Annotated in this window: 12 protein-coding genes, 1 tRNA gene and 2 pseudogenes; 8 read left to right on the top strand and 7 right to left on the bottom strand. The window is 65.5% G+C overall.

Translation table 11 applies throughout. From position 1 onward, the window contains the following. Nucleotides 1-21: 21 nt before the first annotated feature. Nucleotides 22-3,978 (bottom strand): ATP-dependent RNA helicase HrpA, encoded by a 3,957-nt coding sequence (gene hrpA, locus ACQCSV_RS13240; protein WP_426938551.1) that lies wholly within the window; start codon nt 3,976-3,978, stop codon nt 22-24. A 277-nt stretch (nt 3,979-4,255) separates the two neighbouring features. Between hrpA and ACQCSV_RS13235 the strand changes: the two are divergent. Beyond that, nucleotides 4,256-5,223: pseudogene (locus ACQCSV_RS13235) on the top strand (helix-turn-helix domain-containing protein). Nucleotides 5,224-5,254: 31 nt separating this feature from the next. Here ACQCSV_RS13235 and ACQCSV_RS13230 read toward each other — a convergent pair. Beyond that, complete coding sequence (locus tag ACQCSV_RS13230) at nt 5,255-5,596, bottom strand: protealysin inhibitor emfourin (protein ID WP_354153604.1); 342 nt, start codon at nt 5,594-5,596, stop codon at nt 5,255-5,257. 60 nt (nt 5,597-5,656) lie between these two features. Further along, nucleotides 5,657-6,715, bottom strand: a complete 1,059-nt coding sequence (locus ACQCSV_RS13225) for a M4 family metallopeptidase (protein ID WP_426938550.1) — start codon at nt 6,713-6,715, stop codon at nt 5,657-5,659. Between the two features lie 275 nt (nt 6,716-6,990). Between ACQCSV_RS13225 and ACQCSV_RS13220 the strand changes: the two are divergent. Further along, nucleotides 6,991-8,458: pseudogene (locus ACQCSV_RS13220) on the top strand (DUF222 domain-containing protein). Nucleotides 8,459-8,681: 223 nt separating this feature from the next. Here the strand turns inward: ACQCSV_RS13220 and ACQCSV_RS13215 are convergent. From ACQCSV_RS13215 to ACQCSV_RS13200, 4 genes are all read right to left on the bottom strand, one after another. Further along, nucleotides 8,682-8,754, bottom strand: a tRNA-Arg gene (locus ACQCSV_RS13215). A gap of 78 nt (nt 8,755-8,832) precedes the next feature. Then, nucleotides 8,833-10,392, bottom strand: coding sequence for an FAD-dependent oxidoreductase (locus tag ACQCSV_RS13210; RefSeq protein WP_426938549.1), 1,560 nt, complete (start codon nt 10,390-10,392; stop codon nt 8,833-8,835). Then, nucleotides 10,389-11,255 (bottom strand): FAD:protein FMN transferase, encoded by an 867-nt coding sequence (locus tag ACQCSV_RS13205; RefSeq protein ID WP_426938548.1) that lies wholly within the window; start codon nt 11,253-11,255, stop codon nt 10,389-10,391. Before ACQCSV_RS13205 ends, ACQCSV_RS13210 begins: the two co-directional genes overlap by 4 nt. A gap of 3 nt (nt 11,256-11,258) precedes the next feature. Next, on the bottom strand, nt 11,259-11,723 hold the full coding sequence (locus ACQCSV_RS13200) for an FMN-binding protein (protein ID WP_354153609.1): 465 nt from the start codon (nt 11,721-11,723) through the stop codon (nt 11,259-11,261). 171 nt (nt 11,724-11,894) lie between these two features. Here ACQCSV_RS13200 and argS point away from each other — a divergent pair, with 171 nt between their 5' ends. From argS to rho, 6 genes are all read left to right on the top strand, one after another. Further along, a complete protein-coding gene (gene argS, locus ACQCSV_RS13195; protein WP_354153610.1) occupies nt 11,895-13,544 on the top strand; it encodes an arginine--tRNA ligase in 1,650 nt (549 codons plus the stop codon). Nucleotides 13,545-13,549: 5 nt separating this feature from the next. Beyond that, complete coding sequence (lysA, locus tag ACQCSV_RS13190) at nt 13,550-15,055, top strand: diaminopimelate decarboxylase (RefSeq protein WP_354153611.1); 1,506 nt, start codon at nt 13,550-13,552, stop codon at nt 15,053-15,055. Continuing rightward, nucleotides 15,048-16,364 (top strand): homoserine dehydrogenase, encoded by a 1,317-nt coding sequence (locus ACQCSV_RS13185; RefSeq protein WP_354223172.1) that lies wholly within the window; start codon nt 15,048-15,050, stop codon nt 16,362-16,364. Before lysA ends, ACQCSV_RS13185 begins: the two co-directional genes overlap by 8 nt. Beyond that, nucleotides 16,365-17,471: a threonine synthase gene (gene thrC / locus ACQCSV_RS13180; RefSeq protein WP_056349448.1), complete on the top strand. Its 1,107-nt coding sequence runs from the start codon at nt 16,365-16,367 to the stop codon at nt 17,469-17,471. It abuts the gene before it with no gap. 2 nt (nt 17,472-17,473) lie between these two features. Further along, entirely contained in the window at nt 17,474-18,448 is a 975-nt protein-coding gene (thrB, locus tag ACQCSV_RS13175; RefSeq protein ID WP_426938547.1) for a homoserine kinase, read from the top strand. A 298-nt stretch (nt 18,449-18,746) separates the two neighbouring features. Further along, nucleotides 18,747-20,963 carry a transcription termination factor Rho gene (gene rho, locus ACQCSV_RS13170; protein ID WP_354153614.1) on the top strand — a complete coding sequence of 739 codons (2,217 nt, stop codon included), beginning with the start codon at nt 18,747-18,749 and terminating at the stop codon, nt 20,961-20,963. Nucleotides 20,964-20,984 lie beyond the last annotated feature (21 nt).

The following is a 20,984-nucleotide window of genomic DNA, read 5'->3' as shown; positions in this document are numbered from 1 at the left end:
CCTACTGCCCCTTCGGGGGCCTTAGGCCGGCGCCAGCACTTTGTTAAGTGCCGCCCGGATCCGCTTTTCGGAGACCGAGTAGGCGGTGCCGAGCTCGACGGCGAACAAGCTCACGCGCAGTTCTTCGATCATCCAGCGGACGTGGGTTAACTCGGTCCCGGCACGGCGGCCGGGCAGCAGCGCCGAGACGGCGTCGTCGTAATCGTCCTCGATCGCCTGGACTGCGGCCATGTGCTGGGCATCGCGCTGGACGTTGCCGGGCAGCTTCTCGAGGCGTTTTTCGATGGCGGTGAGGTACCGGGGCAGCTGGCTGAGCTGGGCGTAGCCCGTGCGCGCCACAAAGCCCGGGAAAACCAGCTGTTCCAGCTGGCTGCGGACGTCGTTCAGGGCGCTGATCAGGGCCAGGCTGGTGGTTCCCTTCAGCTGCTTTTCGATCCGGCGCGTGCTGGCGAGGATCCGTTCGACGACGGCGGTTACGGTGAAAACAGTGTCGATCAGTTCCGCCCGGACTTTCTCGTAGAGCGCCTGGAACGAGGCCTCGTCCCAGGGGAGGGCGGCCGGCGTGAGCTTGTCGATGGCGGCGAGGGAACAATCCGCGATCAGGGCCGAAACGGAACCGTGAGGGTTCTGGCTGAACGTCAGTTTCTCCGTGTTGTTCAGGTGCTCGAGGACGTAGCGGTCCGGCGGCGGAACCTTCAGTGCGAGGAGCCGGATGACACCGGCGCGCATGGCCTGTTCCTGCTCGGGGCCGGTCTGGAACAGGCGCAGGGCCGCGGAGCTGCCCTCGTCCACCAGTGCCGGGTAGCCGGTGACGGTGTGTCCTGCGACGTTGCCCTGGACCTTGCGCTGGACCGTCCCGAAGGACCAGCCGGTGAGGCCGGACTGCTCAGCGAAACCGACGGGTCCAACGGCCAGCGAGGGGGCCGCCGCGGGGCCGGCTTCGCCGCGGCTGTCTGCACTGCGGCCCGTTGATTTGCCGGACGTTCCGGACTTCGGCGCGGTGGTTCCGGGCGTCGCCCCCAGTGATTCCGCAATGGCGCGGCGTGTTGCCGGGGCCAGCCGCTCCTGCAGGGCCGCGAGGTCCTTGCCCTCATCCAGCGCCTTGCCCTGGGTATCGACAACCTTGAAACTCACCCGCAGGTGGGACGGCACAGCGTCCCAGTTCCAGGAACCTGGGGGGATGACGTGGCCGCGGATCCGGCGCAGGGCCAGCTCCAGTGAAGCTTCCAGCTCATCATGCGCCGGATCGAAGTCAGATTCCAGGGCAGCAACGGCTTGCCGGGCCACATCCGGGGCGGGGACAAAGTTCTTGCGGACCTGCTTGGGGAGTGACTTGATCAGGGCAGCCACGAGTTCCGCGCGCTGGCCCGGGATCAGCCAGCGGAAGGCGGCATCATCGAGCTGGTTCAGGAAGAGCACCGGGACTTCGGCTGTGACACCATCGGACGGGTTGGGCGGTGACCCTGGCGCCACAGGGTGGAACTCGTAGCTGAGCGGCAGATCGAAGCCCTTGTGCATCAGGGTCTTCGGATATGCGGCCTCGTCCAGGTCGTCGGCGTCGTTGAGCAGCAGTGACTTGTCGAAGTCCAGAAGGTCCGGACTCTGCTGCCGGGCCTCCTTCCACCATTTGTCGAAGTGCCGTTCGGACACAACGTCGGGGCCGATCCTCGCGTCATAAAACTCAAACAGCGTTTCGTCTTCCACCAGCAGGTCGCGGCGGCGCATCCTGGCCTCGAGCTCCTCGACCTCAAGGAGGAGGGCGCGGTTGCGGTGGAAGAACTTGTGGTGCGTTTTCCAGTCGCCCTCCACCAGGGCGTGCCGGATGAACAGCTCGCGGGCCAGCACGGGATCCACGCGGCTGTAGTTGACCCGGCGCTGCGGGATGATGGGCACGCCGTATAGGGTGACCTTCTCGTACGCCATGACTGCGCCCATTTTGGTGGACCAGTGCGGCTCGCTGTAGCTGCGTTTGACGAGGTCCGGTGCCACCTGTTCTGCCCAGGCGGGATCGAACTTGGCTGCGACCCTGGCCCAGAGGCGGCTCGTTTCCACTAGTTCGGCAGCCATCACAAACGTCGGGGACTTCTTAAAGAGGGACGAGCCAGGGAAGATGGCGAAGCGGCTGCCGCGGGCGCCCGCGTACTCGCGCTTGCGCTCGTCCAGGATGCCGATGTGGCTCAACAGGCCGGACAGCAGGCTCATGTGGATGCCCTCGTGGTTGCCCACGGGATCGGCCAGGCGCTTGTTGTCCAGGCTGATCCCCAGCGGGCGGGCCATCTGGCGGAGCTGGGCGAAGAGATCCTGCCATTCCCTGACCCGAAGGTAGTTAATGAACTCGGTCCGGCACAGGCGGCGGAACTGGGTGGATGAGAGTTCCAGCTGTTTCTCCTGCAGGTAGTTCCACAGGTTCAGGAAGCCGGTGAAGTCCGAGTTCTCATCCCGGAACCGCGCGTGCTTCTCCGCGGCGAGCTGCTGCTTGTCCGTCGGGCGTTCCCTGGGGTCCTGGATGGTTAGCGCCGCGGCCAGAATCATCACCTCGCGGACGCAGCCGCGCTTGCCGGCCTCCACAATCATCCTGCCGAGGCGGGGATCTACCGGGAGCTGGGCAAGCTGCTGTCCGACGGCGGTCAGCCCGCCGCTCTTGGCGTCACCTGGCCTGACGGCATTCAAGGCTCCGAGCTCGCGCAGGAGCGTCACGCCGTCGTTGATTGCCCGCGAGTCCGGCGGCTCGACAAACGGGAAGTTTTCCACATCTTTGGGCCCGCGGGCCACACCCATGGCGGTCATCTGCAGGATGACTGCCGCCAGGTTGGTGCGCAGGATTTCCGGATCCGTGAACAGCGGCCGGGACTCAAAGTCCTCTTCCGAATAGAGCCGGATGGCTATACCGTCCGACACCCGGCCGCACCGGCCCGAGCGCTGGTTCGCCGAAGCCTGCGACACACGCTCGATGGGCAGCCGCTGTACCTTGGTGCGGTGCGAGTAGCGGGAGATGCGGGCCGTGCCGGTGTCGATGACGTACTTGATGCCGGGGACGGTCAGAGATGTCTCGGCCACGTTGGTGGCCAGCACAATCCGGCGGTTTCGGCCCGGGTGGAACACCTTGTGCTGTTCCTGCAGGCTCAAGCGGGCGAATAGCGGGAGCACTTCGGTGCCGGCCAGGCGCCGGTTGGACTGGATCCTGGCGTTCAGGGCCTCTGCCGCGTCGCGGATTTCGCGCTCGCCGGAAAAGAAGATGAGGATGTCGCCGGGGGCCTCGGTGGCGAGCTCGTCGACGGCGTCGCAGACCGCGTCGAGTGGATCGCGGTCCTCTTCGAGTTCGTCGTCGGAGGCGTCTGCATCTTCGCCACCGGCGGGTCCGCCGGCTGGCTGGGACAGAGGCCTGTACCGGATCTCCACCGGGAACGTGCGCCCGGACACCTCGATGATGGGGGAGGGCTCGTCATCGGAGCCGAAGTGCTTGGCAAAACGCTCCGGATCGATCGTGGCCGAGGTGATGATGATTTTCAGGTCCGGCCGCTGCGGCAGGATGCGCTTGAGGTAACCCAGGATGAAGTCGATGTTGAGGCTGCGCTCGTGTGCTTCATCAATGATGATGGCGTTGTATTTGCGCAGCAGCTTGTCGCGCTGGATCTCTGCGAGCAGGATGCCGTCAGTCATGAGCTTGACCTTGGTGGCGCGGCTGACTTCCCCGGTGAACCGCACCTGGAACCCGACTTCCTGGCCGATCTCCACACCTAGTTCCTCGGCAATGCGCTCAGCGACCGTGCGGGCTGCTAGCCGCCGTGGCTGAGTGTGCCCGATCAGGCCGTTGTCGCCCAGGCCCAGCTCGAGGCACATCTTGGGGATCTGGGTGGTCTTGCCGGAGCCGGTCTCGCCGGCGATGATGGTCACCTGGTTCGCTGCAATGGCAGCCTTCAGGTCCTCGCGGCGCTCGGAAACGGGCAGCTCAGCAGGGTAGGAGATATGAAATGTCATGGCTGCAGCCAGTCTACTGGGCCGCGCCTGTTTCCCGCTCTTGCTGCTGGCAACCCCGCCGTCGCCCCGGACGCTGATCCCGCCTTGCCCCGGACTCGCGGACTCCGCCCACCCAGGATATGAGGACAGGACCCGGCTCTTATGCGCCGGGTCCCGTTGTGTTAGTGCTGATGGGTAAATATGGGCAGCTTGAGGCATGCCTGCGGGTTAGAAGATGCGCAGTGTGTAGTTGGTCTAGGGATGTCCGGGGCGGACCAGGCCTGGTTGGAGGTGAGGCATGCTGAAATCAGTGGCAGTCATAGTGGTTCGGAACTTCTCGATCTTCGAGTTCGCCACGGCGTGCGAGGTGTTCGGCATCGACAGATCGGAGCGCGGCAGTAACGTCCTCGCCTTCGACTTCCGTGTCTGCACACCGCAGCCCGGTGATGTCCGGATGAAATCGGGACTCTCCATGAATGTATCGCTGGGATTGGACGCTACTGCGGACGCGGACCTCGTGATCATGACGCCGTTCGGCCGGAACGAGGACGTGCCGGAATCGGTCTTGGAGGCACTGGGCGCCGCGGACGCCCGGGGCCGCCTGGGTGATGTCGAGCTGCTCCGGAGCCTTCGCCCTGGCCAGTGCCGGTCTTCTGAATGGCCGGCGGTGCACCACCCATTGGCACTATTCCCATGAGCTCGCAAGCCGGTACCCGGAAGTGCAGGTCGATGAAAACGTGCTCTATGTACAGCAAGGTAACCTGATCACCAGTGCCGGTACCGCGGCGGGAATTGATGCCTGCCTCCATCTGGTGCGCGTTGAGCTGGGCGCCAATGTGGCGGCCTCTATTGCGCGGGACATGGTGGTGCCGCCGCCGCGACGGCGGCCAGGCGCAGTTCATCGACCGGCCCGTGCCTGCCTGTGGATCGGCACCGATGGAAGAGCTGCCGCGGTGGATGGTGCAGTACCTGGAGCAGGAGCACACAGTCGTTGAGTTGGCGTCGCGCGTGCACATGTCAGCCAGGACCTTCGCCCGCCGCTTCCGGTCCGAAACCGAGGCCACGCCCGCTGCCTGGCTGAACTCGCAGCGGGTCCTCCGGGCGCAGGAGCTGTTGGAATCCACGGACCTGAACATCGACGAAGTTGCCCGGGAATCGGGCTTTGGCCACCCCGTCCTGCTCCGGCATCACTTTGCCAGGGTGCTGGACACCCGCCCGCAGTCCTATCGCCGGGCGTTTCGGGGGCACCTGGTAACGGCAGGCTGACTGGAGAGGCTGCTAAGGCTTGGCGGAGCCTTTAAGCCGAGGCAGGCACTTGCGGACCAGCGGTGTCCCCCCGTCCGGGCCTGTCCTCGGAGGCCGCCCGGGTGCTGTCCACCAGCACACGCCACGGTCCTGTGACTGCCTGCTCGGGCAGCGCCGCGCGGCGCTGGCCGGCCCGGATCGAATAGATGAATCGGTCTGGTTGGTTGCCGTGCACCTCGGCGGCCGCTGCCCTGACGGTCTTGGGTACCGCATCCCAAGGGCATGCTTCCACAATTGGTTGCCACTGACTTTTGGCGCTATCGGTCTGGGCGTGCACTGTCCAAACTCGGGTCACGGCCGCGATGCCGCCGCTGCGCTCCACGCTGATCTTCATGGCCTCGGTCCTGGGCTTCCCTGCAGCCTGGCCGCTGGCTCGCGGCGGGCAGGCGTTCAACTAAAGCTTGACCTTCACAGTTTCCCACGCCTGCCGCACGGCGTCATGCTCTGGCGAATCGCTGCCGAAGAGGTCCATGGCGGATACCGCCGTTGCCTTGGCGAATACGCGGAAAGTGGCGGTGGCAGGCAGCGAGCCGCCGGTCAGTGCGTCGTACCAGATCCGTCCCGGTGCCTCCCAGGCGTTGCCGCCAAGTGACTCCGCCGTGAGGTAGAAGGCCCGGTTGGGGATGCCGGAATTGATGTGGACGCCGCCGTTGTCGGCGCTGGTGCGCACATACGAGTCCATCGAATCTGGCTGCGGATCCTTGCCCAGCACGTCGTCGTCGTACGCTGTACCCGGCGCGTTCAGGGAGCGGAGAGCCGATCCCTCAACCTGAGGTGTGAAGAGTCCCTCACCGATGAGCCAGCTGGCATCGGTCACGGACTGGCTATTCAGGTACTGTTCCACGAGCGCGCCGAAAACATCGGACATGGATTCGTTGAGTGCACCTGCCTGGTTGCGGTAAGCCAGCCCCGCCGAGTACTGGGTGACGCCGTGCGTCAGTTCGTGCCCGATGACGCTCAGCGACCGCGTGAATCGCTCGAAAACTTCGCCGTCCCCGTCGCCGAAGACCATCTGCCGGCCGTCCCAGAAAGCATTGTCATAGAGCCTGCCAAAGTGCACTGTGGCATCGAGCGGCAGGCCTTCGCCGTCGATGGAGTTGCGGCCGAAGATGTCGGCAAACAGGCGGTGTGTGTGCCCAAGGCCGTCGTAGGCCTCATCAGCAGACTGATCGCCGAAAGCCGGTTCGCCTTCCTTGCGCACCAGCTTTCCCGGCAGGTTCTCGGAACCGCCGGCATCGTAGATGCTCCTGTTGGGCGCGCCGGTGCGGACCTGCCGCAGTGCCGGGGGAACGGCCGGGACCGGCAGGGTACGGGACGACAGGACGGACCGGACGTGGCTCAGTGCTTCCTTGGCCGCCCGCGCAGCCGCAGAAAATTGTGGCTCTTCCAAGCGAGCCAATCGCCGCAACAAATAAGGCGGAATGATGGAACAGAATGTGGCTGGAACGTGCATGGCCTACCCCTCGAGTTCGTTGAATCAGCCTACGAGGGGCCACCGACAATCTGATGAAGGCGCACGCAATCCAGCGCGAACGGACAGCTGTGGCGACGACCACGCGCGAAGGGTCATTTAAGCCCCACCCGGCGCAAGGGGACGCTGGAGGCTCTGAAGTGCGCGGCGCGATTGAAGGCATCGAAAGTCGCGTCGATGTTCTCCGAGTCGCGGAGTTATGCACATAGCCATTGGGCCTCGGCGTTATTGTCGGACCCTCACGGGATGATTTGTGCATGGATAGCAGAGGAGCTGTGGCGGCGGCGGAGGCCCTTTCGGCGTCTTTCGCTGAGCTAGCAGTGGCGCTCCGCGGCGGGACCGTTTCCTCCGGGTCCTGGGATGCTGATCCGTTGCGCCGGGTGGCGGATGGTTTCCTGGACGGGCTGGCGGAGATCTCACGGTTGGACGCGAAAAGTGCTGCCCTGAAGGTCTGGCTGGTTGCCGGTTACAGCGCCGCTGCCGAGGCCCTGGCGGGCCCGGCTGAGTCGCCGCAGGACCATAGCGGGCAGGAGATGGCTGTCGTCGCGGAGGTCGCGTGCGTGCTGGCGGTCAGTGAACGGAGCCTGTGCGCTGCTCGCCGAAGCGCACCAACTCACAACGGCCCTGCCGCTGACCCTGTCCGCGCTGCAGGCCGGGACGATCTCCTGGCAGCACGCCCGGATCATGGTCGACGAAACCACTAACCTCGACAGGGCGGCCGCGGCGGCCCTCGAAGCGCATTTCCTGGACCCGGACGCGGTGAATCCGGCACGTGGCCTGGCCGGTGAGCTCGCCCCCGGCCGGTTCCGGCACAAGGCCCGCACCTGGCGGGAACGCCATCATCCGGTCAGCATCGAACAACGCCACCTACGCGGTATCCAGGACCGGCGGATGGAGCATGCCCCGGACCGGGACGGGATGGCCTGGCTCTCCGCGTACCTGCCCGCCGATCAGGCGGCCGGGATCTGGGACCGCACCACCACCGCCGCCCGGGCCCTCCAGGGGCCTCACGAGGGCCGGACACTCAGCCAGCTCCGCGCAGACTCCGTCGCGACCTGGCTCCTGACCAACGCCAGCGCCAGCGCCGGGGCCGGAACCGGTGATGAGGGTAGGGAAAACAGCGGCAGCGCGACCGGTGAAACGAGCCACCAAGAGACCGGGGGCATCGCCGTGAGCGGCGGTGTTCCCTCGCCCCGGGCACATGTGCTCATCACCGTCCCAGTCATGGCGCTGCTTGGCCTCACGGATGAACCGGCCATGCTCGACGGATACGGCCCGATCCCGCCGTCCATGGCCCGCCAACTCGTGGCGGAAGGTGCGGCGTCCTTTCACCGCGTCCTGATCGACCCGCGGGACGGTGCTCCGCTGGAGATCGGGCGGACCAGCTACCGGCTCACGAAAGCGCAACGCCAATGGCTCAGACTGCGGGACGGCAAATGCCCGTTTCCCGGCTGCAGCAACCACTCCCTCGACAACGAAGCCGACCACCTCCTCCCCTGGGCCTACGGCGGCACCACCGGGATCAGCAATCTCGGCCAGCCGTGCCACAAGCACCACCGACTCCGCCACACCACAGCCTGGACACCCACTACGGCCACCAAGAACAAACCACCCGGCTGGACATCACCCACCGGACGCCACTACACCAGCGAACACCCCGACTGGGAACCACCCCACTGGCCAGCGATGCTGACGACAGGTGCATCGAGCGCCACACCGCCGTAGCTCGGGCAGCATCGCGGGTCTTGAATCCAGGCCCACGGTCAGGCGAGGAGTCTGACGAGCCGGCCTGCGGCTCAACACGGTGGCCGCTATCCGCACGTACGACTTCGCTACGGCGTCCAGTGTCCCTTGGTGTTGGGCGCTAGGGCCCCAAGTGTCTGCGCGCGTCCGGGGTGGAACGCAGAAAACCCCCGCCGCTTTTGCAAGCGGCGGGGGTTTTTCTCTGTGCCCTCGATTGGAATCGAACCAACGACCTTCTGCTCCGGAGGCAGACGCTCTATCCCCTGAGCTACGAGGGCAATTCAGGGATCCTGCCGTTGCCAGCGGGACGTCCTAGAGCTTAGCAGGAAGGTGCCTGCAAGGAAAAACGGCCCGCTTCAGTAGCCGGAAAACGAGTCAACATGCACCCGCCGAGCGCCGGCTTTCCGGGCTGCACGGCGCAGCGAAGCGACGCTCGCAGGGGACCCGGAGATGTAGACAGCGCGGTCGGCAATGTCGGGCACCAGGACTTTCAGGGAATCTCCGTCCAGCCGTCCAGCGGCGGCACCCCCGGACTCCGGCGTCCCGGCATCGGTGATGAACGACGGCGGGACGGAACCGTCTGCGAGGCGAGCCAGGATGCGCGCCCCGGACGCCTGCAACTCGGGCGCATAGGCAATTTCCGCAGGATTGCGTGCCAGCAGAAGCAGCACCACGTCCCGGTCCTGGGCCGCGCCGGATAACAGATGGGCAAGAAAAGGCGTGATGCCGATGCCCGCCGCGATCAGAAGGACGGGGGCCCGGGCATCGCGGGGCAGGACAAAATCTCCGCCCACGGACGTGGCTGACACTTCATCACCAGGCTTCAGGTCCAGCAGGACTTTCTTCGCCGCGGACAGGGGCTCCGCCGTCCGGACGCCAAACGTCACCGTCTCCGAACCGGGGGCACTGGTCAAACTGAACACCCGACGTCGGCCTTTACCGTCTGACTTCGCATGCGGCAGATCCAGTTCCATATACTGTCCCGGCACAAAGCGGATGGGCCGGGACGGTTCAAAGGCAAACTCCGTGGTGCTCAGCGTCAGAGGACGGGAGCCAGTGAACCGGAGCCTGAGCCCGCCCCGCTGGCCCACGAGAAACGCCAGCAAGTTGCCGGTCAGCAGTGCCAGTTCCGGAGAGTTGGCGATGAAGCCGAAGTTGTAAGGGAGTGCGAAGAGCGCGCCAACGAAGGCAGCGAGTGCGAGCTGTTGCCAGCGGCGTGGCGCGAGGGTGAGAGGCTCTGTCAGCATAAAGCCGACGAAGAACAGCAAGGGTCGTTGGGCGAGTGCCTGCCAGAGTGCGCTGCCCAAGGTGAGCCCTGCCTGCATCAGCTCAGCGCTCACAATCGCCGTGGCAACCACAAGGAACAAGGTCGCCATCAGCAACTTCCGTGTCCTGTACAGGACCAGGAGGATCCCCGGGATCAGCAGCCAGAGCATGGCGGGGGTCGCCGCCCACCATGTCGCTATGTTCAGCCCGGTCAGCCCGGTCACGAACGCTCCGGCAGCGGCGGGGTTGAAGATGTGCCGGCCACGCCAGGCCAACGCGTATTTGGAGGCGGAGGCCAGCACACAAGCCAGGGCCACCCCCGCCATATCCAGGGGCGTAAAGGAGGGCCAGAACAGGAAAAACAGCAGCAGGCCGGTGATCAGCGACGACTCGGAATGCGGGCGGACGTGGAAAAGGGCGGCCAGCCCGCGGTTGGACACATAGGTCAGGCCAAGACACAGCGCCAGGTGGACCAGCATCTGCGGGATGCCGAACGTCAGCCAGCCAAGGGCGTTCAGCAGAAGGCTGTACGCGGCAAGAGCAGCCAGTACCAGCAGGATCAGCCGGTACATCGTGTACTTGCCCAACAGGGCGTCCAGCCGGCCGGCGGTGAATACGGCAGTTGCCTTGGGGGCGTCAACGGGGCTCATGAGAACAGTGTCCCTTCAAATCCGGCTGAGTAGGCAGCACTGCCATCAGAAAAAACCGTGAGCCAGGAAAAATCGAATGTCTGTTCCAGTTCGCTGCCGGGGACAAAGAACAGGGCCGTGGCCAAAGCATCGGCAACCATGGTGCTTTCCGCTATGGTCCACGTGCCCACCGCGGTGCTGACGGGCAGCCCTGTGGTGCCATCGAGCACATGGTGCAGGCCGTCGCCCCATGCCCGTCGGTTTGAGGCTGACGCGCACAAGGCGTTGCCTGCCAGCGACACAGTGCCGATGGCCCTCGCCGGATCGTACGGGTGCTCCAATGCCACGGACACCGGATCAGGCCCGCGGTGAAGCAGGTCGCCGCTGGCGTCAATCAGGAAGGAATTCACGCCACAGGAGCGCAACTCAACGGCGAGAAGGTCCACCAGCTGTCCTTTCCCAACAGCACCGATATCCAGAACCAGGGGGGCGAAGGTGGTCAGAACCTGGCCGTTCCACGTCAGGACGTCCTCCCAGCGGGGTGCCGGAAGTGCGGACCCTTCAGGCCGGAGGGAATATGCGGCGTCGTACCCGAGGCGCTCCAGGCTGCCGCCGACCAGGGGCGTCATCGCTCCGCCGGTGATGTCATACAGCGAGCGGTACAGCCAGCCAAGGTCGGCGGCTTCCGCCGGCAGCTCATACCGCCCTGGCTCGCGGGCCATGGCACTGACTGTCGAATCGGACCTAAAACGGGACCAGTCGCCGTCGTACCGCTCCACCAAGGTGAGCAGTCGGGCCCGGACACCGGCATCGAGCGGACGGGGCGTGGAGATTTCCCACCGGGTACCGATGCCGTCGAAGCGGAAGTCCTCCGGGCCCGGCACGGCCTACTGGGCCTCGGCCTTGATCTTGTCCAGCGCCTGGTTGAAGCCGCCGCTGGTGAGCGAGGACCCGGCCACCTTGGAGACCTTGAGTTCATCGATGCTCTTGCCCACAACCTGCGCCGCGATCCCGCCGGCGAACTCGCCCTGGAATTTCCGCGTGTTCGGGCTCGAAGGGTGCTGGGTGATGTTCACGGCCGTGACCGTGCCGGAGGCGAGCGTCAGCTCAACCCCGACGGTTTCGGTGCCATTGGGGGACACATAGGTGCCGTCGGCACTGTAGGTGCCGTCTACATAGGACGAGCCGCTGCTGCCCGTCGTTGATGCTGTGCCGGAAGGGGCGGTGGATGCCCCGGAGGTGTTCTCGGATGTTGAGGCGGGTGTGGCAGACGGCGCGCAGCCCGCCACTGTTCCGGCGAGGGACAGGCCGGCGATGCCGACGAAAACACTCTTGCGGACTGACGGACTCATATTGGGGCTCGCTTCGTGGGCTGGGTGCTTACGGTGTACTCAACGTCTGATTCATCGTATTGGTTCACCCTGCGTATTAGCAGTGCGTCCGCTGTGTGGAAAAGTTGTCCGGAAACAGTCATGCACCATGCCGAAATTCGTCCATGTGTCAGCCGCCGGTAGGCTAGAGGGGTGACTCCCGAAGAACTCTCCCTCGCCATATCCGCCTGCCTGAAAGACGCCGTCGCCGCTGGCGAAATCGCGCTTTCTGCATCAGCTGTCCCTGATGAGGTGCGCGTGGAGCGACCGAAGAACCGGGAGCACGGAGACTGGGCCACCAATATAGCCCTCCAGCTTTCCAAGCAGGCCGGCACCAACCCGCGTGAATTCGCCACCATCCTCAGCGCCCGGTTGAAGTCCATCGACGGCGTCTCTGCCGTCGATATCGCCGGCCCCGGTTTCCTGAACATCACGGTGGACGCCGCCGCAGCGGGTGCCCTGGCGAAGGCCATTGTGGAAGCCGGCCGGGACTACGGCACCACCACCACGCTCGCTGGCCACGTGGTGAACATGGAATTTGTGTCGGCGAACCCCACCGGTCCGCTGCACATCGGCCACACCCGCTGGGCCGCCTTGGGCGACGCCATCGCCCGCGTTCTGCGTGCTTCAGGCGCGGAGGTCACCGCCGAGTACTACATCAACGACGCCGGTTCGCAGATGAATGTGTTCGCGAACTCTGTTTATTCCAGGCTGCACGGACTTCCGGTGCCGGAGGGCGGCTACCCGGGCCAGTACATTGCAGACCTCGGCCACGACGTTCTGAGCGCGCACCCCGATATTCGCGAGCTCACCGAAGTCGCCGCCCTCCCCGTCATCCGCGCTGCCGCCTACAAGGCCCAGCTGAAGGACATCAAAGACACGCTCGCCGATTTTGGCGTTGCCTTCGACGTCTACTTCTCGGAGCAGGAACTGCACGACGCCGGCGCGATCGAAAGTGCCGTGGCCCGCCTTCGCGAGCAGGGCCACGTGTTCGACGACGGCGGTGCGGTCTGGTTGCGTACCACCGACTTCGGCGACGACAAGGACCGGGTGATGATCCGCGCGAACGGCGAACCCACCTATTTCGCCGCGGACGCCGCTTACTACTTGTCCAAAAAGGACCGTGGCTTCACCGAGAAAATCTACCTCCTCGGCGCCGACCACCACGGCTACATCAACCGGCTTAAGTCCATCGCTGCCTGTGCCGGCGATGATCCCGACGTCAACATCGAGGTGCTGATCGGCCAGCTGGTCTCTGTCAATGGCGCCAAGCTGTCCAAACGGGCCGGTAACATCATCGAGCTCAAGGATCTCATCGACTGGCTGGGCAAGGACGCCGTGCGGTACTCCCTGGCCCGTTTCCCTGCGGATTCCCCACTCACCCTGGATCCTGACCTGCTGAAGAAGCACAGCAACGAGAACCCGGTCTTCTACGTCCAGTACGCCCATGCGCGTACCCGCGGCGCGGCCCGCAACGCCGTGGCTGCAGGCGTGGACCGGAGCGCCTTCGAGGCCTCGCTGCTGGACCATGCCACGGAAAACGAACTGCTCTCCTACCTCGGCAGCTACCCGTCCATCGTGGCCAAGGCCGCAGAATTGCGTGAGCCGCACCGCGTGGCCCGCCATCTTGAGGTCATCGCCGGCGCGTACCACCGCTGGTACGACGCCTGCCGCATCGCACCCATGGGTGACGAACCGGTGACCGACGTTAACCGGACGCGCCTGTGGCTGAACGACGCCACCAGCCAGGTGCTGGCCAACGGTTTGGACCTGCTGGGCGTATCCGCGCCGGAACGGATGTAAGACCCATGCCTGCAGAGGAAATTTCAGCACAGGGCAAGCCAGCGCAGGACACCAACCCCGCATCCCCGCTGGGGCCCGAATGGCTCGCCGTTCCCGCGGACCTGAATGCGCTCCACGAACCAATGTGGGCGCAGGATGTGCAGAAGAACGACGTCGGTGAGCTCGCCATCGATGGCATCGCTGTCAGCGAGCTCAAGGCACAATTCGGCACGCCGCTCTTTGTGATGAGTGAGACCGATTTCCGGGCCCGCGCCCGCTCCTTCAAGGACGCCTTTGACGCCGCGTTTGCTGACATCTGCGGAGGAGTGGACGTCTACTACGCGGGCAAGTCCTTCCTGTGCACCGCAGTAGCTGCCTGGGTGGCGGACGAGGGACTCCGGCTGGACACCTGTTCCGGCGGCGAGCTCGCTGTAGCCGCCCGGGCCGGCATCAAGGGCGAGAACCTGGGCCTGCACGGCAACAACAAATCCGACGCCGAGATCAACCGTGCGCTGGATATGAAGCTGGGCCGCATCGTGGTGGACAGCCTCGACGAGCTGGATCGGGTTGCGAAGATCGCCTCGGGCCGCGGCGAAATTGCCAACGTTATGCTGCGCCTGACGCCGGGCGTGCACGCGCACACCCACGAGTTCATCGCCACCGCCCACGAGGACCAGAAGTTCGGCCTCTCCATGGCCGGCGATTCCACGGAGCAGGCCGGACTGTCAGCAGCGGAGGAAGCCGTGGCGGCAGCCACGGGCTACGCCAGCATCGAACTGCTGGGCCTGCACTGCCACATCGGCTCGCAGATCTTCGAGCCGGACGGCTTCGAGCTCGCGGCGCAGAAGCTCCTGCGTTTCCACGCGGCCATGCAGGAAAAGTACGCCATCGTTATGCCCGAGCTGGACCTTGGCGGCGGCTACGGCATTGCCTACACCCCGGCGGACACCCCCCGCCCCGCAGCCGAGATCGCGCAGGCGATGGCCGCCGTCGTGCGTTCCACCTGCGCCGAGCTGGGGATCACGTCACCCCGAATTTCCATCGAACCCGGACGTGCGATTGTTGGCAGCACAACCTTTACGTTGTACGAGGTGGGCACCCTGAAAACCGTGCGGGTGGATGTCCCGGCCGGCGACGCAGGGCAGGAGAACGTTACGCATCCCCGCCGGTATGTGTCAGTGGACGGCGGTATGAGCGATAACGCCCGCCCGGTGCTCTACGACGCGGATTATTCGGCGATTCTGGCCTCGCGCACGTCGGCCGCGGCTCCGCGACTGTCCCGCGTGGTGGGCAAACATTGCGAGAGCGGCGACATAGTTGTTAGAGATGTATATCTGCCCGAGGACGTGGCAGCCGGTGATCTGCTTGCTGTACCGGGGACCGGCGCCTACTGCTGGGCCCTGTCAAGCAACTACAACTATCTGGCCCGGCCGGGCGTTGTCGCGGTGCGCGGCGGATCTGCCCGGCTGATTGTCCGCGGGGAAACCGAAGAAGATCTGCTTAACCGCGACATGGGAGTGCCGAATGACTGAATTGCGAACCCTGAAAGTAGCCCTGCTGGGCTGTGGCAACGTTGGGGCCCAGGTTGCGCGGATTCTCATTGAAGACGCCGACGCCCTTGCCGCCCGTACCGGGGCGCGCCTGCAGCTCAGCGGCATCGCGGTGCGCAACGTCAATGCCAAGCGGGATGTGGACCTGCCGCAGGACCTCTTCACCACCGACGCCGACACCCTGGTCAAGGACGCGGACCTGGTGATCGAGCTTATGGGCGGGATCGAGCCTGCCCGCACGCTGATCCTCTCCGCCCTGCGCAACGGCGCCTGTGTTGTCACCGGCAACAAGGCCCTGCTCGCCCAGGACGGCCCCACCCTCTACGAAGAGGCGGACAAGGCCGGCGTGCAGCTGTCCTACGAAGCCGCCGTAGCCGGTGCCATCCCCATCCTGCGCCCCATCCGGGACAGCCTGGCCGGCGACCGCATCACCCGTGTGCTGGGCATCGTCAACGGCACCACCAACTTCATCCTGGACCAGATGGACTCCACCGGCGCCCAGTTCGCGGACGCCCTCGCCGAAGCCCAGCGCCTCGGTTACGCGGAGGCTGACCCCACCGCCGACGTCGAAGGCCACGATGCCGCAGCCAAGGCCGCCATCCTGGCCTCGCTGTCTTTCCACACCCGCTTCGCCCTGGAGAACGTCCACTGCGAGGGCATCACCTCCGTTAGCGCCGCGGACATCGCCGCGGCCAAAGACGCCGGCTTTGTCATCAAACTGCTGGCCATCGCCGAAAAGCTCACCGATGCCGACGGCGGAGAAGGCGTCTCCGTGCGCGTGCACCCCACGCTGCTGCCGCGCGAGCACCCGCTGGCCGCCGTTCGCGGCGCGTTCAACGCGGTCTTTATTGAGGCGGAAAACGCCGGCGAGCTGATGTTCTACGGACGGGGTGCCGGCGGAACTCCGACGGCATCGGCCGTGCTGGGTGACCTCGTTTCGGCCGCCCGCCGCATTGTGCTGGGTGGTCCCGGTCGCACGGAGACCACCACGGGCCACGTCCCGGCGCTGCCCATCGACGCGGTCATGACCAGCTACTACATCGGCCTGGATGTGGCTGACCAGCCCGGCGTGCTGGCCCGGATCGCCCAGCTCTTTGCGGAGCAAGGCGTGTCCATCGAAATCATGCGGCAGACCATCCACCGGGACGCAGAGTCCAACGTGGAGTCGGCCGAACTGCGGATCGTTACGCACCGCGCATCAGAGGCTGCCCTCGCAGCCACCGTCGAGGCCGTCAAAGGCCTGGACGTCATCAATTCAGTAACATCCGTTCTGCGGGTAGAAGGAGTCTAAGTGGCTCACCAATGGCGCGGCGTTATCCGCGAATACGCTGACCGTCTGCCTGTCACGGAGTCCACCCGGGTCATCACGCTGGGCGAGGGCGGCACTCCGCTGGTCCACGCGCAGAAGCTCTCCGAGCTCACGGGTTCCACCGTGTACCTGAAGGTCGAGGGGATGAACCCCACCGGTTCCTTCAAGGACCGCGGCATGACCATGGCCATGACGGCCGCTGTTGCGTCCGGTGCAAAGGCAGTCGTGTGCGCGTCCACCGGCAACACCTCAGCTTCCGCCGCGGCGTACGCCACGGCAGCGGGACTGAAATGTGCGGTGCTGGTCCCCGAGGGCAAGATCTCCATGGGTAAGCTGAGCCAGGCCATCGCGCACGGCGCCACGCTGCTCCAGGTGGACGGCAACTTCGATAACTGCCTGGACATTGCACGGAAGCTGGGGGAGTCCTACCCGGTGTTCCTGGTCAACTCCGTGAACCCGGCCCGCATCCAGGGCCAGAAGACGGGCGCGTTTGAGATTGTCGATTCGCTCGGCGATGCTCCGGACATCCACGTCCTTCCCGTCGGCAACGCCGGTAACATCACCGCGTACTGGAAGGGCTACAAGGAATACTCGGCGCCGTTCGAATCCGAAACAGCCGGAACCCTGCCCGCCGTGTCCACCAAAACCCCCCAGATGTGGGGCTTCCAGGCAGCCGGCGCGGCACCGTTCGTCGCGGGGCACCCGATCACGGAGCCGGACACCATCGCCACTGCCATCCGGATCGGCAACCCGGCATCCTGGGACGGTGCCATCGCGGCCCGCGACGAGTCCGGCGGATTCATCGATGCCGTGACTGACGAGCAGATCCTCGATGCCCACCGCTGGCTGTCCGCCCGCGAAGGCGTTTTCGTGGAGCCCGGGTCCGCCGCCGGTGTGGCCGGCCTGCTCAAGAAGCATGCAGCCGGTGAAGTTCCTACCGGCAAAACGATCGTCATCACCGTTACCGGCCACGGACTCAAGGACCCCCAGTGGGCCCTCCGGACCGAGGACGGCAGTGAAGTGCAGCCCGTCAAGGTCTCCAACGACGTCGTGACAGTCGCAGCTGAACTGGGACTGGAAGAAAAGTAGCCTTGGAAACCACCTCGACCACCGCCGTTGACCTGCCCGTCATTGAGGCAGGACAGCGCGTCACCGTCAGAGTCCCGGCCACCAGCGCCAACCTCGGACCGGGTTACGACAGCCTGGGCCTCGCCCTGGCACTGCACGACACCCTGACAGTGGAAAGCCTTAAAACTGATGAGCTCCTGTTCGAGCTCAGCGGCGAGGGGGCGGACAGCCTGCCGCGCGACGGGAGCCACCTCGTGGTCCAGGCCATGGAGGCCGCTTTCTCGCGGCTGGGCTACCGTCACGGCGGGCTAAAAATTACGGCGACGAACGTCAATCCGCACGGCCGTGGCCTGGGGTCGTCAGCCTCGGCGGTGGTGGCCGCAGTATCCGCCGCCAACGCCATGGTGCCGGCGGCGGGGCAGCGAGGGCGGGACTGGATCCTGCAGCTCACCAGCGAGATGGAAGGCCACCCGGACAACGTCGCACCGGCGATTTTCGGCGGATTGGCGCTATCATGGCAGGACAGTGACCAGTACAGGAGCACCTGCGCCACCGTTGTTGGTTCGGTCATTCCCATCGTCGCAGTTCCTGACTTTGAACTGTCCACCGAAGCGGCCCGCGCGCTGCTGCCGGCGTCCGTGGGCCACCACGCCGCGGCGATGAACTCCGGCCGGGCTGCGCTCCTCATCCACGCGCTGACCCGGAAGCCGGAGTTCCTGGTCGCCGGTACCGAGGACTACCTCCACCAGAGCTACCGGGCCGAGGCAATGCGCCCCAGTGCGGCCCTGATCAGGGCACTGCGCAACGCCGGCCACGCGGCAGTGGTTTCAGGGGCCGGGCCGACAGTTCTGGTTCTCGCGAACGGCGAGGCCGAAGCCGCCGAGGTGCTTGGGTTTATTGAGTCCTTTACTGAGGCGAACACCCCGGGTATCGGCTGGCGCGTCCTGAAGCTGGCAGTGGACGTCGAAGGTGCTAAGGTGGACTTGCACCGGCGGTAATCCCGCCTATCTGATCGGCAGCTGCATTCAGTTGTTAGTGATCTCCTACTGCGAAATATTCTCCGGTGCCGCCTGCTTGGTCTGTCGCAGGAATCTGCAGCTGAATTGTCTGCCCCTGAACCGTCAGTCCGGCGCCCCGCCATTAATCGGTGCGTGAGGTGAATCAATATCCGGCCCTGCTGGCCGAAATCCAACCGGCAAGACCGAAAATGTCGGCTGCAGATCTGAACTGCAGCCCAGATCAAAATCATCGCGTCCAGCTCCCAGTCTGGACGCCGTCGAGGGGGAAGGATCCTTCGTGACCGAAACCACTGAGCTGTCTTCAGCTGTGGAACCATCAACTTCTGCTGCCGGATCGTCAACGGCCGCACCCGCCAAGAGCAGTGGCCTCGCTGGCCTTAAGCTCGCCCAGTTGCAGGCACTTGCCAGCCAGCTGGGGATTTCCGGCGGATCCCGTATGCGTAAGGGGGATCTGGTGACCGCCATTTCCGCCCATCGTGCAGGTACGTCAGTCAGCAAGGCTCCGGCCAAGGCTGCCGAAAAGGCGACCGAAAACCACGTGGCGCCGGCTGCTGCCGCACCCGTGGCTGCCGCAAGCGAAACCTCGGAGGCTCCGGCCGCTGAGGGGACCCGTGCACGCGGCCGTGGACGCAGCCGCCGCGCTGTCAGCGACGGAGTAGTTACGGCACCCGCCGCGGCAACTGCCGCCGAAGCTCCGGCCGCTGCACCCGCTGAGGCTCCGGCGTCGGCGCCCGTTGAGGCCGCCGCTGAAGGGGAACGCCGCCAGCCGCGTACCCGCAACCGCCGCCGCGGCGATGCGGCAGCCACGTCAACGCAGCCAGAAGAAATTGAGGCTCCGGCCGAGCAGCCCGCCGCTGAACAGCGCCAGGCTGACCGCACCGAAACGCAGCGTTCCGATTCCCAGGCCGCCGAAGCAGGCGACAGCCAGCGTGCTGAGCGCCGTGAGAGCGGGCGCACCCGTGGCGCCCGCGACACCGCAGCCCGGGACACCACCGCCCGTGAAACCCCTGCCCGCGAGAGCACGTCTCGAGACACCAGCGCCCGCGAGACCACCGATGGTGGCCGCGACAACGCAGGCAGCCGCGACGCCGGCCAGCGTGATGGTGCCCGCCGCGATGACAACCGCGACAACGACGATGCTGACGGCGGAAGCCGCCGGAACCGCCGCAACCGCAGGGACCGGAACGATCGCAATGACCGCTCCGGTGGCGGCCAGGATAGCCGGGACAACTCCCGCAACGACCGTAACGACCGTTTCCGCGACCGGAACGACCGCCGTCGGGGACGCACCCAGGGACCGGACGTCGACGACGTCGAGGTCACCGAGGACGACGTCCTGCTGCCCGTCGCCGGCATCCTGGACGTGCTGGAGAACTACGCGTTCATCCGCACCTCCGGCTACCTGCCGGGCCCGAACGACGTCTACGTCTCTCTCGCCCAGGTCAAGAAGTACAACCTGCGCAAGGGCGATGCCTGCGTCGGTGCCATCCGTGCACCGCGTGAAGGCGAAGACCGCAGCCAGCAGACTGCACGCCAGAAGTTCAACGCCCTGGTCCGTGTCACGTCCGTCAACGGAAAGACGCCGGAAGAGCTCAAGGACCGCGTCGAATTCGCCAAGCTGGTTCCGCTGTACCCGTCCGAGCGCCTGCGCCTCGAGACGGATCCCAAGAAGATCGGCCCCCGTGTCATTGACCTGGTTGCCCCGATCGGCAAGGGCCAGCGCGGCCTGATCGTCTCCCCGCCGAAGGCCGGCAAGACGCTCATCCTGCAGTCCATCGCCAACGCCATCACCATCAATAATCCTGAAGTCCACCTCATGATGGTGCTCGTTGACGAGCGTCCCGAAGAAGTCACGGACATGCAGCGCACGGTCAAGGGTGAGGTCATTGCTTCTACCTTCGACCGTCCTGCCGATGACCACACCACCGTTGCCGAGCTCTCCATCGAACGCGCCAAGCGCCTCGTGGAAATGGGCATGGACGTGGTGGTCCTCCTGGACTCCATGACCCGTCTGGGCCGCGCCTACAACCTGGCAGCACCGGCCTCCGGCCGAATCCTGTCCGGTGGTGTCGACTCCGCCGCGCTGTACCCGCCGAAGCGTTTCTTCGGTGCAGCCCGCAACATCGAAAACGGCGGCTCGCTGACCATCCTGGCAACCGCGCTCGTCGAGACCGGTTCCAAGATGGACGAGGTCATCTTCGAAGAGTTCAAGGGCACCGGCAACATGGAGCTCCGCCTGTCCCGCCAGCTGGCGGACAAGCGCATCTTCCCGGCTGTGGATGTCAACGCGTCCGGCACCCGCCGCGAAGAGAACCTGCTTTCCCCCGAGGAAGTCAAGATCATGTGGAAGCTGCGCCGTGTCCTTTCCGGACTCGAAACGCAGCAGAGCCTTGAGCTGCTGACCAACAAGATCCGGGAGACCGGGAGCAACGTCGAGTTCCTCATGCAGGTCCAGAAGACAACGCTTGGTGCGAAGTCGGATAACGACAAGTAGCTGCGCTCACCGCTCAAAATA

Origin of the sequence: Pseudarthrobacter sp. S3 (assembly GCF_050156905.1) — a bacterium.
GTDB lineage: Bacteria > Actinomycetota > Actinomycetes > Actinomycetales > Micrococcaceae > Arthrobacter.
The sequence above is the reverse complement of the archived record's forward strand: the minus strand, read 5'-3'. Positions and strand labels throughout refer to the sequence as shown.